This is a genomic window from Pontibacter deserti, assembly GCF_023630255.1.
Taxonomy (GTDB): domain Bacteria; phylum Bacteroidota; class Bacteroidia; order Cytophagales; family Hymenobacteraceae; genus Pontibacter; species Pontibacter deserti.
In genome coordinates this window covers 2,377,029-2,392,044 of sequence record NZ_JALPRS010000001.1, presented here as the reverse complement: position 1 = coordinate 2,392,044, position 15,016 = coordinate 2,377,029, and the positions used below count along the sequence as shown (strand labels likewise).

Below are 15,016 nucleotides of genomic sequence, written 5' to 3'. Positions count from 1 at the left end.
TCACAACGCGTATCTTTGTACATAGCTGCTGGCTAAGAAGGAGAAATCCGGAAAGCTTTCCGGCAGGTAGTTTTATACTTGCTCTGCCTGCGGGCACGAACAAAACAAACACAGAACATGAACACCGTACATATTGGCGCTGATGCCCTCACCATGCTGGCTGAAAACTTGCAGAACCGTGCGTTCAGCAAAGTAGCCGTGCTGGTTGATGAGAACACGCTGCACCATTGCTACCCGCTGGTAAAACCATACTTGCCGGAGCATCACCTGATCCAGATACAGAGCGGAGAGGAGCATAAGAATCTGCAAACCTGCGAGTACATCTGGCAGCGCATGACCGAACTGAACCTGGACCGTTGGTCGGTGCTGGTAAATCTGGGCGGCGGCGTAATAGGCGATATGGGTGGTTTTTGTGCAGCCCTTTTCAAGCGTGGTTTATACTTTGTGCAGGTGCCTACAACGCTGCTTGCCCAGGTTGATGCCAGCGTAGGAGGCAAAACCGGCGTGGATTTCCATGGACTGAAGAACCATATCGGTGTTTACCAGGAGCCACAAGCAGTGTTTATTTATCCTCCGTTTTTGCAAACCCTTTCTCCCCGACAGGTAAAGTCGGGCTATGCCGAGATTATTAAACACTGGCTTATTGCCGATGCCAACGCTTTCCAGGAGCAGCGCCATGTAGGCTTATTTACAGAAGATTGGGAAGAGCTGATACGGCACTCGGTAAGTATAAAATCCGGAGTGGTGGAGGCTGACCCCTTGGAAGGCGGCTACCGCAAGGTGCTGAACTTTGGCCATACCGTAGGTCATGCGGTAGAAAGTTACCTGCTGGAGAAGCCGGGGCGTGAGCTTTTACACGGTGAGGCTATTGCTGTTGGTATGCTGTGCGAAGCATATTTATCGGTAAAGCACGAGCTGTTGCAAAAAGAGGCACTGGATAAGATTGAAACCTTTCTTGTATCGGTTTACGAGAAAGTGCTGCTCAGCGAAGACGATATCAGAACCATTGCACAACTTGCTTTACAGGATAAAAAAAATACCCGCTCGGCTATAAACTGCACGTTACTAAGCAGCATCGGGCAGGCCGTGTACGACCAACCAATTACATTACAGGAAATTCAGGAATCACTTCGCTACTACCAGTTACTATGACAAAATCCGTTACCCTCAGCCACCCGACAGGAATCCTGAACGGAAGTATAAAACTGCCTGCTTCTAAAAGTGAGGCAAACCGTGCTTTGATCATAGCAGCCTTAGCCGACGGCAACTCAACTATAGATAATTTATCCGAAGCCAACGATACCCAACTGCTGCAGCGCCTGCTTAACAGCGAAGCTGAAACTATAGATGCCGAAGATGCAGGTACCGTTATGCGTTTTCTCACGGCTTTTTATGCCGTTACAGGCCAGCAGAAGACACTTGTTGGTACAGAACGCATGTGCCAGCGACCTATAAAAGTTTTGGTAGAGGCGCTACGCGAACTTGGTGCAAGTATAGATTACCTGGGAGAAGAAGGCTACCCGCCGCTGAAGATCAATGGGTTTAAGGGCAACGGAAACAATAAGTTAAAAGTACGCAGCGATATCAGCAGCCAATATATTTCTGCTTTGCTGATGGTAGCACCTGTGCTGCCGGATGGCCTGGTGCTGGAACTGGAAGGGAAGATCAGCTCAAGACCTTACATCGAAATGACGCTTTCGCTGATGAAACACTTTGGCGCAGAGGCTACATTTGAGGGCAACACTATTATAGTACCGCATCAGCAATACAAAGCAGCTGCTTTTTCGGTAGAGTCGGATTGGTCGGCAGCGAGCTACTGGTATAGTATGGTGGCGCTGGCACGGGAGGCCGATATTACTTTACTTGGCCTGAGGGAGGATTCTTTTCAGGGCGACAGGGCTATTGCCGACATAATGAGACGCCTTGGCGTGCATACTGAGTTTACCGAAGCAGGAGTACGGCTTACTAAAAAACACCGCGAAAAGAGAGTAGCTTTTGATTTTACCAACTGCCCTGACCTTGCCCAAACGATAGTTGCCTTGTGTGCCGCGCTGGGTGTAACGCTTGAAATGACCGGTGTAGAAAGCCTGCGGATCAAAGAAACAGATCGGGTACATGCCTTGCAGATAGAAGTGTTAACGATGGGGACATCATTAAATGAGATAACACCAGGAGTTTTTCGGATGGAGCCTGCTATACTTACAAAGCGCCAGCTCTTTTTCAGAACATACCAGGACCACCGTATGGCCATGGCCTTCGCGCCGATAGCTTTGCTCGAAACAGTACAGATACAGGAACCTGATGTGGTGCGAAAATCTTACCCGCGTTTCTGGGAAGATCTGGAAAAGGTAGGATTTGAACTAAGTATAAATACTACAGAAGTATAAGAGTTTAAACTTACAGCTGAAGTATAAATCAATTATACACGTTGAGTTTGCACTTCGTTAACAACCTGCTGCAGGTAAGCCGGAGCTTTTGCTAATCGGCTGCCGTACCAGCTAAACATTTCGCCATCTACTACTTTTATAGTTGCCTGCGGGCAAAGCTCCTGAAATTCTGAAATGTGTTTTTCTTTAAACGGGTAAGGTTCTGAGGAGAGAAGTATAAGCTGTGGATCGACTTGCTGCAGGCGTTCAGGTGTGATCTCCGGGTAGCGTTCTAAATCAGCGAAAGCATTTTCAAAACCACTCTGTTGCAATAAATGGTTTATAAAGTTGTTGCCGCCAACAGCCATGTAAGGCTGGCGCCAGATAAAGTAAGCTGTTTTTATAGGTGGCTGTACCGGCTGCAGCCGCTGAAATCCTGATCTTATACTTTGTTCTAACGCTGCTGCTTGAGTTTCTGTACCGGTCATTCTGCCAACCTGCAGCATCATTTGTAAGGCGTCAGCTAAAGTATATATGTCGCTCATCCATACTCTATACTTCTCCTGCAGTTGCTCTATACCTTCTTTATAGTTCTCTTCTTTATTACCTATGATCAGGTCGGGCTGTAGCTGGTCGATTATATCAAACTTGAAGTTCTTGGTGCCGCCAACTATAGTTTTATACTTTACCTGCTCTTTGGGGTGGATGCAGAATTTGGTAACCCCAACTATACGGTCGCCTAGTCCTAAATCAAAAAGCAATTCTGTTTGTGAGGGCACCAACGAAATAATGCGCTGCGGCAACTGCTGCAACTCAATCTGGCGGCCCATCTGGTCAGTGAAAGTCAAATGATAATAATTAAGTTAGACAGCTAGGTACAAACGACTTAAATGATGCCTGCCAACAAACGGAATATAAGCTAGCAAAGCATCTTTAATATTTATGTTTATAGTCTTACGACGTTTGTTCAATGCAACAGGAAAGAAAATAATCAGTGGAAACACAACTATCAAAAGTCGGATAGGCTCAGGTGATAGAACAAAAATTAAAAGCGCTGCAACTGTAAAGAGCGTTACCAGCCAAAATGTATTACGTCTCATAGTCTATAGTTTATGGCTTGGCAAAGTATAAACGTTTCCATTCGTGATAGCCAACACCCGGAACCATGGCTTTTAAAGCCGAGGTACGGTTAAGGCCAACCTGCTTGCGGCGGATGTTGATAGCTATCAGATTCAGTATAACCGTATTGATGACAAATATCCAGGGGAAGGGAGCATCTTTACGAACTATAACAGTAACAATAAGTGCCAGCCAGGGAAGCCAGAACAGGAACCAGAATTGATAGCGCTTCATAGTAGTGGTGTTTATACCTTTAAGATACATCATTCCACCGAAAAACAAAACCCCAGAGATCATCGGATGCCCTGGGGTTTTATACTTGGCTAAAAGTATAAATTCTTACTTCAGGTAACGGAAATCCTGCTTGTCTTCTATTTTAAGAATAGTTTCGTAGATCATCTTTATTACGTTCTCCACATCGTCTTTGTGCACGGTTTCTACAGTAGTGTGCATGTACTTCAGCGGAAGTGAGATCAGGGCAGAAGCTACACCGGCGTTAGAATAAGCAAAGGCATCCGTGTCAGTACCTGTTGCACGTGAAACCGCCGAACGCTGGAATGGTATTTCTTTCTCCTGGGCTGTATTGATGATCAGGTCACGTAGATTGTTCTGCACAGCCGGGCCATACGCTATCACCGGACCTTTACCGCAATGTATATCGCCGCTGGTTTTCTTCTCATACATCGGCGACTGGGTATCGTGGGTAACGTCGGTAACTATAGCTACGTCCGGCTTAATGCGGTGCGCGATCATTTCTGCGCCACGCAAGCCAATTTCTTCCTGCACAGCATTTACAATGTATAAACCAAATGGCAGGTTGTGCTTGCGCTCACGTATCAGGCGGGCAACTTCAGCTATCATAAAACCACCAATACGGTTATCCAGCGCACGGCCAACATAATAGCGGTCGTTCATAACAGTAAACTCATCCTCGAAAGTAGCCACACAACCCACATGGATGCCCATCTTTTCGACTTCCTCACGGTTGGCAGCGCCGCAGTCTAAAAACACAGTTTCTATAGTTGGCGCTTTGTCCTGCTCTACCTTACGAACATGTATGGCCGGCCAGCCAAAAACCGCTTTTACAATACCTTTCGAAGTATAAATATTTACTCTTTTTGATGGCGCAATCAGGGCATCAGAGCCGCCGTTACGCTTCAGGTAAATATAGCCTTCCGGGGTGATGTAGTTCACAAACCAACTGATCTCATCGGCATGTGCTTCAATCACCACTTTATAGTCTGCTTCAGGGTTAATAACGCCTACAACAGTGCCATAAGTATCTACAAAGTAATCGTCAATGTATGGTTTTATATATTCCAGCCACAGTTTCTGCCCTTCCGACTCAAATCCGGTAGGAGAGGAGTTGTTCAGGTATTTCTGCAGGAAGTCAAAAGATTCTTGTCTCATGCTTGGGTTAATTACGAATTCTAAATTATGAGTTATGAATTACCAGTTTTAGAAAGTATAAAATATACATACGTATCATTCATAATTCCTAATTCTCCATTCATAATTATTAAAGCGGAATATTGCCGTGCTTTTTGCGTGGTAAAGTTACAGCTTTGTTTTCCAGCATCTTAAAGGCTTTAATCAATTTAGCTCTGGTTTCAGATGGAAGTATAACTTCATCTATAAAGCCACGGTGCGCTGCGCGATAAGGTGTTGCAAACTTATCTTTATACTCCTGTACTTTTTCGGCAAGCTTGGCAGCAGGGTCTTCGGCTTCGGCAATTTCACGCTTAAAGATAATTTCGGCAGCCCCTTGTGCACCCATTACGGCAATCTCAGCAGTTGGCCAGGCATAGTTCATATCGGCACCAATATGCTTGGAGTTCATTACGTCGTAAGCGCCACCATAAGCTTTGCGGGTAATAACCGTAATGCGCGGAACAGTAGCTTCGCAGAAAGCATAAAGCAATTTTGCGCCGTTTGTAATAATGCCGCGCCACTCCTGATCAGTACCCGGCAGGAAGCCCGGAACATCTTCCAGCACCAAAAGCGGAACATTAAAGCAGTCGCAGAATCGAACGAAACGGGCAGCTTTTGTACTGGCGTTAATATCCAGTACCCCCGCCAATACAGCAGGCTGGTTACCAACTATACCTATACTTCTGCCACCTAAACGGGCAAAACCTACTACAATGTTTTCACCAAAATTCTTGTGTACCTCGAAGAAAGAATCCGCATCAATAATGCCTTCAATTACTTCACGGATGTCGTATGGCTGGTTCGGGTTTTCAGGAACTATAGTGTCCAGTACAGAGCGGGTTTCATCGGCCTGCGTTTCATAAGGCAGGGCTGGAGGTAACTCTTCGCAGTTCTGCGGTATATAGCTTAATAGTTTTTTGATGTAGTTGATACACTCTACTTCGTTGGCACAGGAGAAGTGCGTTACGCCACTTTTGGTGCTGTGTGTGCTAGCACCGCCCAGTTCTTCTGAAGTTACATTCTCGTGCGTTACTGTTTTTACTACGTTTGGTCCGGTCACGAACATATATGACGTGTCTTCCACCATCATGATAAAGTCGGTAATGGCAGGCGAGTAAACCGCACCACCCGCACATGGACCCATGATAGCTGAAATCTGTGGAATAACCCCGGAAGCCAGTGTATTGCGGTAGAAGATGTCCGCATAACCACCCAACGATACCACACCTTCCTGAATACGCGCACCACCAGAGTCATTCAGACCTATAACCGGCGCGCCATTCTTCATAGCCAACTCCATTATCTTCACAATCTTTTCGGCATGCGTTTCAGAAAGCGAACCGCCAAGTACGGTAAAATCCTGAGAGAAAACATAAACCAGACGACCATGCACTGTACCATAACCGGTAACCACGCCATCACCTAAATAATACTGCTTGTCCAGGCCGAAGTCTTTGGAGCGGTGCATTACAAACTTGCCGATCTCTTCAAAAGAGCCTTCGTCGAGTAGTAAGTGAATGCGCTCACGCGCTGTTAGCTTTCCTTTTTTATGTTGTGCATCTATTCGGTCTTGTCCGCCCCCAAGCAATGCTTCAGCGTTTTTACGCTCTAGTGTTGCCAGTTGGGCTTCTCTGATTTCTCCAGCCATGTAAATGAGGTATAACTAATTTATAATGTACAATCTATATATTCCCCAAATTTAAAAACTATACTCCGATTTCAGGTATAGTTCTATACTTTTTTGGCTATATAAAGTCATAGGCATAAAAGTGATGGCAATAAAAAAGGGCCATCCAAAACGGATGGCCCTTTTCTTATACTTTAAAATTAATTATTCTTTTGTGGTCTTATCGCTATCTGTAGACTTGGTCGGCTCCTTATCATCATCTATCTCATCGGAGGCTAAGTTGCTTTTAGCTTTTTTGCCTGCCTTCTTCGATGTAAAAGTAAGTTGGTCTTTGCCTTCTTCGTGGTCTACCAATAAGGTGTCGCCTTGTGCTACTTCTGCTTTCAGTATCTCTTCCGCAATCGGATCTTCGATGTATTTCTGAATAGCACGGTTCAACGGACGGGCACCATACTTCGGATCATATCCTTTCTCAGCAACATAATCCTTCGCTTTATCGGTAAGCTCGATCTTATATCCAAGTGTTTCGATGCGCTTGAACAGTTTGCCAAGCGAGATATCGATGATCTTGTGCATATCCTCACGGTTAAGCGAGTTGAACACGATCACATCATCCAGACGGTTCAGGAACTCAGGCGAGAAGGTTTTCTTCAGCGCACTGGCTATAGTTCCTTTCATGATCTCATCCACGTTGTCCTGCTTGGTTTTAGACATGAAACCGATACCAGCTCCAAAGTCCTGTAGGTCACGGGCACCGATGTTAGATGTCATGATGATGATCGTGTTACGGAAGTCCACCTTGCGGCCAAGTCCATCTGTAAGTATACCATCATCCAGCACCTGCAGCAACAGGTTGTAAACATCCGGGTGCGCTTTCTCAATCTCATCCAGCAATACTACAGAGTATGGCTTACGGCGGATCTTCTCAGTTAACTGGCCACCTTCTTCGTAACCAACGTAGCCCGGAGGCGCTCCCACTAAGCGAGATACACTGAATTTCTCCATGTACTCACTCATGTCTATTCTTACCAAAGAGTCTTCTTTATCAAACAGGTAAGTAGCCAATACTTTAGCAAGCTCAGTTTTACCAACACCTGTCGGACCTAAGAATACGAACGAACCAATCGGCTTCTTCGGATCTTTCAGACCTACGCGGGTACGCTGAATCGCTTTAACTAATTGCTTAATGGCTTTTTCCTGACCAATTACTTTACCGCTTAGTTCATCGGCCATATTCAATAGCTTCTGGCCTTCGTTCTGCGCAATACGCTTCACAGGTATACCTGTCATCATGGCAATAACTTCTGCCACATTTTCCTCTTTTACTGTGTAGCGCTTTTTCTTGGTCTCTTCTTCCCAGTTCTTTTTCGCAGTATCTAACTGGTCAATAAGTTTTTTCTCTTTATCGCGTAGCTGCGCAGCCTCTTCATACTTCTGGCTCTTCACTACACGGTTTTTCTCTACCTTAATGTTCTCAATCTGCTCTTCAAGCTTCAGGATATCCTCAGGTACTACAATGTTGTTGATGTGCACGCGCGCACCAGCCTCATCCAGCACGTCGATCGCTTTATCCGGAAGGAAGCGGTCGCTCATGTAACGGTCTGATAACTTCACGCAGGCTTCGATGGCCTTATCAGTATAGTTTACGTGGTGGTGATCCTGGTACTTGTCCTTGATATTATTCAATATCTCAACAGTTTCTTCAGGCGTAGTTGGGTCTACCATCACGATCTGGAAACGACGGGCAAGCGCACCATCTTTCTCGATGTACTGGCGGTACTCATCCAGGGTAGTAGCACCGATGCATTGAATCTCGCCACGGGCAAGCGCAGGCTTAAACATGTTAGAGGCATCCAGGGAACCAGAAGCGCCACCGGCACCAACTATAGTATGCAGCTCGTCAATGAACAGGATCACATCCGGAGATTTTTCCAGCTCATTCATCACAGCTTTCATACGCTCTTCAAACTGACCTCTATACTTGGTACCAGCCACCAGCGATGCCAGATCAAGGGTAACTACACGCTTGTTAAACAGCACGCGGCTAACTTTTTTCTGAATAATACGCAGGGCCAGACCTTCAGCGATGGCAGTTTTACCAACACCAGGCTCACCTATAAGTATAGGGTTGTTCTTTTTACGACGGCTCAGTACCTGGGCCACACGCTCAATCTCTTTCTCACGGCCCACAATCGGGTCCAGTTTGTCGTCTTCAGCTAACTTTGTTAAGTCGCGGCCAAAGTTATCGAGTACTGGCGTACGTGATTTTTCACCCGGTTTTTTGCTGGCACTGCCGGCACGGGAAGATGATGAGCTGCCAAATAATTTATCTGAGTCATCAGAATCGTCTGTGTCAGACGACGCTAGTGGGTTATTGCTATGATAATCCAGGGAGTCTCTTATTGCTTCGTAGTTCACGTTAAATTTCGCTAAGATTTGTGAAGAAATATTGTCCTCGTCCCGCAGGATGGACAGTAGGAGGTGCTCGGTTCCTATGATATCACTTTTGAAGATCTTGGCCTCCAGGTAAGTGATCTTGAGTACCTTCTCAGTTTGTTTTGTAAGCGGGATGCTGCCGGTAATGTTGCTGTTTTGCGAAGCAGTATTTCGTGTAGCCTGTTCTAAAGCATACTTCAGTTCATCTATCGAAACACCCAACTTCTTCAGCAGGGCGATGGCAGTACCTTCTCCTTCCCGGATCATACCCAGCACCAGGTGTTCAGTGCCGATGTAATCGTGTCCGAGACGGATAGCTTCCTCACGGCTGAGTGAGATAACCTCTTTCACTCGGTTTGAGAATTTAGCTTCCATGTATAAATATTAATCTAAAAAAAGTCTAAAATTGATAATTGATTGAGGCTAACAGAAAGAGCCTTACATTTAAACACGCCCGGCAGCTGAATTGTTCAGCTACTCTTTCAGGCTTTATTTAAGGAATAAAAGTGATGCCGGCCCCTGTGTAAACAACAAGTCAATTATACTAAGTTCTGGTACAAATTGTTTGCCAAATACTTGCGTATAGGGTTTTACGTGCAAATTGTCAGGAATGATTTTAGGATGTATCCTGTTTCGCAGATCCAGTACATTTTCCGGCGCATCAGGCTGGTAAGTTTCCGTGTAGTTTAAGGATTTATCCAGCTTAAGTAATTTAATATAAAGCTTTAACAGTTCAACGTTCAGCTCAAATAAATATTTTGGTTGCCGGTCATATACCTGCTTGATATAGTCACTATAAAATTCAAAATAGGGTGCACGGCCATAAGCTGCCTGTATGGTTCGCCAATGTACGTTATGCCATTTCTGGCTATAGTCTATCTCAATATCTGTTATTACAGTTTTATCCTTGCTGTTGCCTTTTAGGACTGGTATGCTGAGAGGTACAACGCCTTGCGCTGTTAGCACATGGCAACGGTTGCGGTAGCTCTGCTTCACATAATTCTCATGCTGCTCAATAAGCAAGGCATCAGACTGAAGTGCGTGCCGGAAATACTGCACCGGCGGGTTATACATTAGTTCGGTAAGGAGAATCAAATTATGAATTAGGAATTAAAAATTAGAAATTAAGAATGGCGGTAGCCAGAAAACAGAGCCATAGCTAAAGTTGATTATTTTGCTAATAAAACTGAAATAGTTTTAAGACGAAAGCTTTGCTTATACTTTATTGATATGGTTGTTTCTCTTTCCGCTGTTTAATTTCATTACCCATAAGCAATTTCTAATTCTTAATTCGTAATTCTTAATTCGTAATTAAACTTAGGTTGTACCTTTACGGGCAGTTAAGCACTATGGCCAAAGATCAGCAAATACCTTTTTATTATTATCCGCTTGGGCTAGTGCTCAAAGGTTTATCGTTGTTGCCGTTGCCGGTTTTATACTTGCTGTCAGATCTGCTATACTTTATAGTTTATCATGTTGTAGGGTATCGTAAAAAAGTAGTTTTAACTAACCTGCGTAATTCTTTTCCCAAGAAATCCGAAGAAGAAATACAAAGTATAGCCAAAGCCTTTTACCAGCAATTTGCTGATATAGTAGTAGAAATACTGAAGTTGCGCTCTATGAACAGGGAGGAAATGGAGCGGCGTATAGTTTTTGCAAACCAGGAGGTGCTGGATGATTTTGTGAAAAGAGGTACGCCTGTAATCACTATGGGTTCACATTCCTGTAACTGGGAGTGGGTACTTTCGGCTGGGGCAGTACAGTTTGATTTTCCGGCTGAGGGGGTTTATAAACCTTTAAATAACCCGTTTTTTGAGGATTTTATGCTTAGAACGCGGAGCCGGTTGGGCGCCAGGCTCATTAAAATGAAAGACACGCTACGCGATTTTGCTGCTAACCGGAAAGTGCCCCGCGTTATTGCCATGCTCTCCGACCAAACTCCTCTTAAAAGCGAGATCACTTTCTGGACAACTTTCCTGAACCAGGATACGCCTTTTTATGAAGGGGCCGAAAAGCTGGCTAAAAAATTTAAGTACCCGGTCCTGTTCCTGGATATAAAACGAACCAACCGCGGATATTATACTTTAACTTTTGAAGTTATATCTGATGGTACATCAGATGCTGTTCCGATTACAGAGATTTTTGCCCGAAAGCTTGAAGCTGCCATTCGACGGGCTCCTGCCGATTACCTCTGGACCCACAAGCGCTGGAAACATAAGCGACCGGAGGTCGCTAGTTAAGAGGCACGAGTGCTGAGTCTCATTTTCTAAAATAACTAACTCAGTACTCTTAAAGATAGTCTTCAATATCGCCTGCTCCCTGTCTTAGTACTTCAAAGTTGTTGGATGCATCTACCACTGTCGAGGCTACGTTGTTGCCCGGTCCGCCATCTATTACAACATCAACCAGGTTTCTATACTTCTCATAAATCAGTTCAGGGTCTGTGCTGTATTCCAGTACTTCGTCTTCATCGCGGATGGAGGTAGAAAGTATAGGGTTTCCTAATTCACGCACCAGCGCCAGGGCAATGTTGTTGTCTGGTACCCGAATACCTACCGTTTTCTTTTTGGCACTGGCATACTTAGGTACATTGCTGGTCGCATCTAATACAAACGTGAACGGCCCAGGCAACGCCTTTTTCATTACTTTATAAGTAGGGGTGTCAATCTTCGCGTAGTCTGAGATGTGGGTAAGGTCCGAGCAGATGAAAGACAGATTTACTTTATCAGGTTTTACGCCTTTAATCTGGCACACACGCTCTATGGCACGCGCATTGTGTATGTCGCAGCCCATGCCGTAAATAGTGTCCGTCGGGTAGATGATCACGCCGCCATTGCGCAGCACTTCCACCGCTTCACGTATTTTTTTGTCCTGTGGGTTGTCCGGGTGGATCTGTAAAAAGATGGCGTTGCTCATAGTTTATTTCTGGTTGTTTTGTAAGTATAAAGTAAGCATACTCAAATAAGGCCTCAATCGTTATGCTTGTCAGTAACAGCGGTTATACCTGGCTTTGGTGCTGCTAAGGCAGTTTTGCAAAGATAATTCTCTCAATCACACATCCACCCATTCGCAATTAGGAACATAAGTGTTATTTTTGTCGGTTGAATTAAAAAGGGCCGGAACCTATACTTACACCAGTGCCTTTACACATTACTATGGCTAAAAAAGTGGCTACACCCAAAAGAAAGAAAAAAGAGAAGAGTAAGGTAATACCTGCTTTGTCGGTGCTGTTTGTGCTGCTGTTTGTATCCTTCTCTTATTACGCGTACCAGATCGTGTATACCGATAATGTGGATACCAAAGATCAGGATACCTATGTGTATATCCCGACCGGGGCAACCTACGAGCAGGCAATGGATTCCATTGAAGCAAGTGGTGTCATTATCGATCCGCTGTCGCTGCGTTTTATGGCGAAACTGATGGATTATGACAAACTGGTAAAACCGGGACGTTATAAACTGGAAGATGGCTGGGGTAACCGCCAGTTAGTTGGGGTGCTGCGCCTGGGGCAGCAAACACCTGTAAAATTAACTTTTACCAACGTGCGCCTGCGTAGCCAGTTGGCCGAAAAGCTGGCTGCCGAAATTGAGCCATCCGAAGAAGAGATAAACGCACTGCTTAATGACCCGGAGTATCTCGAAACGCTGGACTTCGACACGAACAATGTAGTAAGCTTGTTTATCCCGAATACATACGAAGTATACTGGACCATTACAGCTAAAGAGCTGATGGAGCGTATGAAAACAGAGTATGATAAGTTCTGGACTCCTGAACGTTTGGACAAAGCGGAAGCACTTGGCTTATCGCAGCAGGAAGTATCTACGCTTGCCTCAATTGTGCAGGCTGAAACTATAAAAAACGATGAAAAGCCACGCGTGGCCGGCGTTTACCTGAACCGACTGGAAAAAGGGATGCTATTACAGGCCGACCCGACCGTGGTGTTTGCCGTTGGCGATTTTACCATCCGCCGTGTACTGAACGTGCACTTGCGCCACGATTCTCCTTATAACACTTACAGGTATAAAGGTTTGCCTCCGGGACCAATTAATGTACCAAACATCTCAAGTATAGATGCGGTGCTGAACCCTGAAGTACACGACTACATCTACTTCTGTGCGAAAGAGGATTTCTCAGGGTATCATAGTTTTGCTACAAATGTAGCGGAACACCAGGCCAACGCCCGCCGCTACCAGAAAGCGCTGAACGAGCGAAAGATCATGAAATAACATTGATTGTTGATTGTTAATTGCTGGTTGTTGAAAGTATAAAATCAACTATAGCAGATAGCAATCAACAATCAACAACTGGTAATCAATATGTTTGAATCCGAAGTACAGATACGGGTGCGCTATGCCGAAACCGACCAGATGGGCTATGTATACTATGGCAATTATGCGGCTTATTATGAGGTAGCACGTACCGAGGTGTTTCGCCGGCTGGGCATCCATTATAAGGAGATGGAAGCTACCGGAACCATGATGCCTGTACTGGAACTGAAATGCAAATATATCCGTCCGGCTAAATACGATGACCTGCTGACAATAAAGCTGCTGCTAAAGCATAAGCCGCATGGTACTCGTATAAAGTTTGAATACGAAGTATACAACGAGGAACAAACGCTGCTGAATGTAGGCGAAACTACCATGGTGTTTGTGGATATGCAGACCGGCCGCCCAACCGCAGTGCCGGAACTGATACACCAGAAAATGGACTCGTATTTTAGCGAATGAAGTTAAACCACCAATACCTGAAGCGCCGCAGGGCCTACCGTAAGTTTATCGTTTTCCTGAAAAGGTGGCGGTTTAATAATGGGCAGTCGTCGGTGTACGAGGTGGCTGATGTGCTGCTGGGCGAGCTCCGCTTAGACTCCATTACCAAGCGCGCTTCTTATATGGCGTTTAACTTTACCCTGGCTATTTTCCCAAGTATAATTTTCCTTTTCACGCTCATCCCATACATCCCGAGTGTATTGTCGCTGGACCTGAGCGAGAGCATCCTCAATTTTATTTCGGATTTCCTGCCTGCCGAAATGTATACGGTGGCTTACGGAACTATAGAAGATATTGTGAACAAACCACGAGGTGGTCTTTTATCCTTCGGTTTTTTGTTTGCGCTTATACTTTCTACAAATGGTATAATGTCGCTGATGGATGCTTTTGATAAGAAGTACCATACCTTTTATAAACGCACCTACTTCAAAAAGCGCCTTATCGCCACGCTGCTTACAGTAGCCTTATCACTTATACTTTTTACGGCGGTAGCAGCTATCTTCTTCGGGCAATGGATTCTGGATGCGCTGGTATTCTATGAAGTAGTAACCGAGAGCTATACCTATACTTTGATCGTGATCCTGAAGTATGTGGCCATTGTGTTGCTGTTTTTGCTGGCTACTTCGCTTATTTACTATTATGTGCCGGCTATTGAAGATAAATGGCCTTTCTTCTCGGCGGGGGCTGTGGTAGCAACGGGGCTCATCTTCCTGGTGTCGATGATCTTTTCGATGTACATCAGCGCTTTCGATACCTATAACAAATTCTACGGGTCTATCGGGGCTCTGATAGGTTTGATGATCTGGCTGGACTTTATCTCGATGATTCTGATACTAGGTTTTGAGATAAATGTAAGTATAGATTCTGTGACCAAGCGTTTGGTTCGTCGCAAAACTAAAATTGCTGAACCAGCAGTGTAGAAGAGAATGCCATGAAGTATAAAATTTTATACTTCTGAATCAGGAGTTTATACTTTAAGCGCCAAAACCAGTAAAAAATATTGCCGTATAGTTTTGAAAATTCGGCGCAGTGCTATACTTTTGCTGCACGATTAATTACAGAGAGTTGGCGGAGTGGTCGAACGCGGCGGTCTTGAAAACCGTTGACTGTAACAGGTCCGGGGGTTCGAATCCCTCACTCTCTGCAAAGCCTGAGCTGTGAAGCTCAGGCTTTTTTGTTTTAGGGCCTATCATATTTCTATTGCTTTCATAAATATTTTTTCTGCTATATTTAATGCAGGTTAAACTTAGATCCAAAACATTGATGTC

14 protein-coding genes and 1 tRNA gene are annotated in these 15,016 nt (G+C 44.9%); 7 read left to right on the top strand and 8 right to left on the bottom strand.

The window, feature by feature from the left end:
* The first annotated feature begins 117 nt into the window (after positions 1 to 117).
* Both aroB and MJ612_RS10515 read left to right on the top strand, forming a co-directional pair.
* The gene (aroB, locus tag MJ612_RS10520) at positions 118 to 1,152 is read left to right on the top strand and encodes a 3-dehydroquinate synthase (protein WP_187033432.1); all 1,035 of its coding nucleotides are present in this window, start codon (positions 118 to 120) and stop codon (positions 1,150 to 1,152) included.
* The gene (locus tag MJ612_RS10515; RefSeq protein ID WP_187033431.1) at positions 1,149 to 2,387 is read left to right on the top strand and encodes a 3-phosphoshikimate 1-carboxyvinyltransferase; all 1,239 of its coding nucleotides are present in this window, start codon (positions 1,149 to 1,151) and stop codon (positions 2,385 to 2,387) included. Before aroB ends, MJ612_RS10515 begins: the two co-directional genes overlap by 4 nt.
* Positions 2,388 to 2,419: 32 nt before the next feature.
* Here MJ612_RS10515 and MJ612_RS10510 read toward each other — a convergent pair whose 3' ends face one another.
* The 7 genes from MJ612_RS10510 to MJ612_RS10480 form a co-directional block, all read right to left on the bottom strand.
* Positions 2,420 to 3,196, bottom strand: coding sequence for an ABC transporter substrate-binding protein (locus MJ612_RS10510; RefSeq protein ID WP_187033558.1), 777 nt, complete (start codon positions 3,194 to 3,196; stop codon positions 2,420 to 2,422).
* Between the two features lie 33 nt (positions 3,197 to 3,229).
* The gene (locus tag MJ612_RS10505) at positions 3,230 to 3,466 is read right to left on the bottom strand and encodes a hypothetical protein (RefSeq protein ID WP_187033430.1); all 237 of its coding nucleotides are present in this window, start codon (positions 3,464 to 3,466) and stop codon (positions 3,230 to 3,232) included.
* Between the two features lie 10 nt (positions 3,467 to 3,476).
* Positions 3,477 to 3,719, bottom strand: coding sequence for a hypothetical protein (locus MJ612_RS10500; protein ID WP_187033429.1), 243 nt, complete (start codon positions 3,717 to 3,719; stop codon positions 3,477 to 3,479).
* A gap of 105 nt (positions 3,720 to 3,824) precedes the next feature.
* A complete protein-coding gene (locus MJ612_RS10495) occupies positions 3,825 to 4,895 on the bottom strand; it encodes a M42 family metallopeptidase (protein WP_187033428.1) in 1,071 nt (356 codons plus the stop codon).
* 109 nt (positions 4,896 to 5,004) lie between these two features.
* The gene (locus tag MJ612_RS10490; protein WP_187033427.1) at positions 5,005 to 6,564 is read right to left on the bottom strand and encodes an acyl-CoA carboxylase subunit beta; all 1,560 of its coding nucleotides are present in this window, start codon (positions 6,562 to 6,564) and stop codon (positions 5,005 to 5,007) included.
* A 183-nt stretch (positions 6,565 to 6,747) separates the two neighbouring features.
* Positions 6,748 to 9,354 (bottom strand): ATP-dependent Clp protease ATP-binding subunit, encoded by a 2,607-nt coding sequence (locus MJ612_RS10485; RefSeq protein WP_187033426.1) that lies wholly within the window; start codon positions 9,352 to 9,354, stop codon positions 6,748 to 6,750.
* A 114-nt stretch (positions 9,355 to 9,468) separates the two neighbouring features.
* A complete protein-coding gene (locus tag MJ612_RS10480; RefSeq protein ID WP_250419119.1) occupies positions 9,469 to 10,074 on the bottom strand; it encodes a WbqC family protein in 606 nt (201 codons plus the stop codon).
* 254 nt (positions 10,075 to 10,328) lie between these two features.
* Here MJ612_RS10480 and MJ612_RS10475 point away from each other — a divergent pair, with 254 nt between their 5' ends.
* Complete coding sequence (locus tag MJ612_RS10475; RefSeq protein ID WP_187033425.1) at positions 10,329 to 11,219, top strand: lysophospholipid acyltransferase family protein; 891 nt, start codon at positions 10,329 to 10,331, stop codon at positions 11,217 to 11,219.
* A 49-nt stretch (positions 11,220 to 11,268) separates the two neighbouring features.
* On the opposite strand, the gene MJ612_RS10470 is transcribed toward MJ612_RS10475, so the two are convergent.
* A complete protein-coding gene (locus MJ612_RS10470) occupies positions 11,269 to 11,895 on the bottom strand; it encodes an L-threonylcarbamoyladenylate synthase (protein WP_187033424.1) in 627 nt (208 codons plus the stop codon).
* Between the two features lie 239 nt (positions 11,896 to 12,134).
* Here MJ612_RS10470 and mltG point away from each other — a divergent pair, with 239 nt between their 5' ends.
* The 4 genes from mltG to MJ612_RS10450 all read left to right on the top strand — a co-directional run bounded on the left by mltG (position 12,135) and on the right by MJ612_RS10450 (position 14,892).
* Complete coding sequence (mltG, locus tag MJ612_RS10465; RefSeq protein WP_187033423.1) at positions 12,135 to 13,205, top strand: endolytic transglycosylase MltG; 1,071 nt, start codon at positions 12,135 to 12,137, stop codon at positions 13,203 to 13,205.
* A gap of 90 nt (positions 13,206 to 13,295) precedes the next feature.
* On the top strand, positions 13,296 to 13,709 hold the full coding sequence (locus MJ612_RS10460; protein ID WP_187033422.1) for an acyl-CoA thioesterase: 414 nt from the start codon (positions 13,296 to 13,298) through the stop codon (positions 13,707 to 13,709).
* On the top strand, positions 13,706 to 14,668 hold the full coding sequence (locus MJ612_RS10455) for a YihY/virulence factor BrkB family protein (protein ID WP_187033421.1): 963 nt from the start codon (positions 13,706 to 13,708) through the stop codon (positions 14,666 to 14,668). The genes MJ612_RS10460 and MJ612_RS10455 overlap by 4 nt, the downstream gene beginning before the upstream one ends.
* A 139-nt stretch (positions 14,669 to 14,807) precedes the next feature.
* Positions 14,808 to 14,892 (top strand) — tRNA-Ser (locus tag MJ612_RS10450).
* Positions 14,893 to 15,016: the final 124 nt, after the last annotated feature.

Coding starts and splice junctions, on each gene's coding strand:
- aroB (WP_187033432.1), top strand. CDS start 118: ATGAACACCGTACATATTGGCGCTGATGCCCTCACCATGCTGGCTGAA.
- MJ612_RS10515 (WP_187033431.1), top strand. CDS start 1,149: ATGACAAAATCCGTTACCCTCAGCCACCCGACAGGAATCCTGAACGGA.
- MJ612_RS10510 (WP_187033558.1), bottom strand. CDS start 3,196: ATGGGCCGCCAGATTGAGTTGCAGCAGTTGCCGCAGCGCATTATTTCG.
- MJ612_RS10505 (WP_187033430.1), bottom strand. CDS start 3,466: ATGAGACGTAATACATTTTGGCTGGTAACGCTCTTTACAGTTGCAGCG.
- MJ612_RS10500 (WP_187033429.1), bottom strand. CDS start 3,719: ATGAAGCGCTATCAATTCTGGTTCCTGTTCTGGCTTCCCTGGCTGGCA.
- MJ612_RS10495 (WP_187033428.1), bottom strand. CDS start 4,895: ATGAGACAAGAATCTTTTGACTTCCTGCAGAAATACCTGAACAACTCC.
- MJ612_RS10490 (WP_187033427.1), bottom strand. CDS start 6,564: ATGGCTGGAGAAATCAGAGAAGCCCAACTGGCAACACTAGAGCGTAAA.
- MJ612_RS10485 (WP_187033426.1), bottom strand. CDS start 9,354: ATGGAAGCTAAATTCTCAAACCGAGTGAAAGAGGTTATCTCACTCAGC.
- MJ612_RS10475 (WP_187033425.1), top strand. CDS start 10,329: ATGGCCAAAGATCAGCAAATACCTTTTTATTATTATCCGCTTGGGCTA.
- MJ612_RS10470 (WP_187033424.1), bottom strand. CDS start 11,895: ATGAGCAACGCCATCTTTTTACAGATCCACCCGGACAACCCACAGGAC.
- mltG (WP_187033423.1), top strand. CDS start 12,135: ATGGCTAAAAAAGTGGCTACACCCAAAAGAAAGAAAAAAGAGAAGAGT.
- MJ612_RS10460 (WP_187033422.1), top strand. CDS start 13,296: ATGTTTGAATCCGAAGTACAGATACGGGTGCGCTATGCCGAAACCGAC.
- MJ612_RS10455 (WP_187033421.1), top strand. CDS start 13,706: ATGAAGTTAAACCACCAATACCTGAAGCGCCGCAGGGCCTACCGTAAG.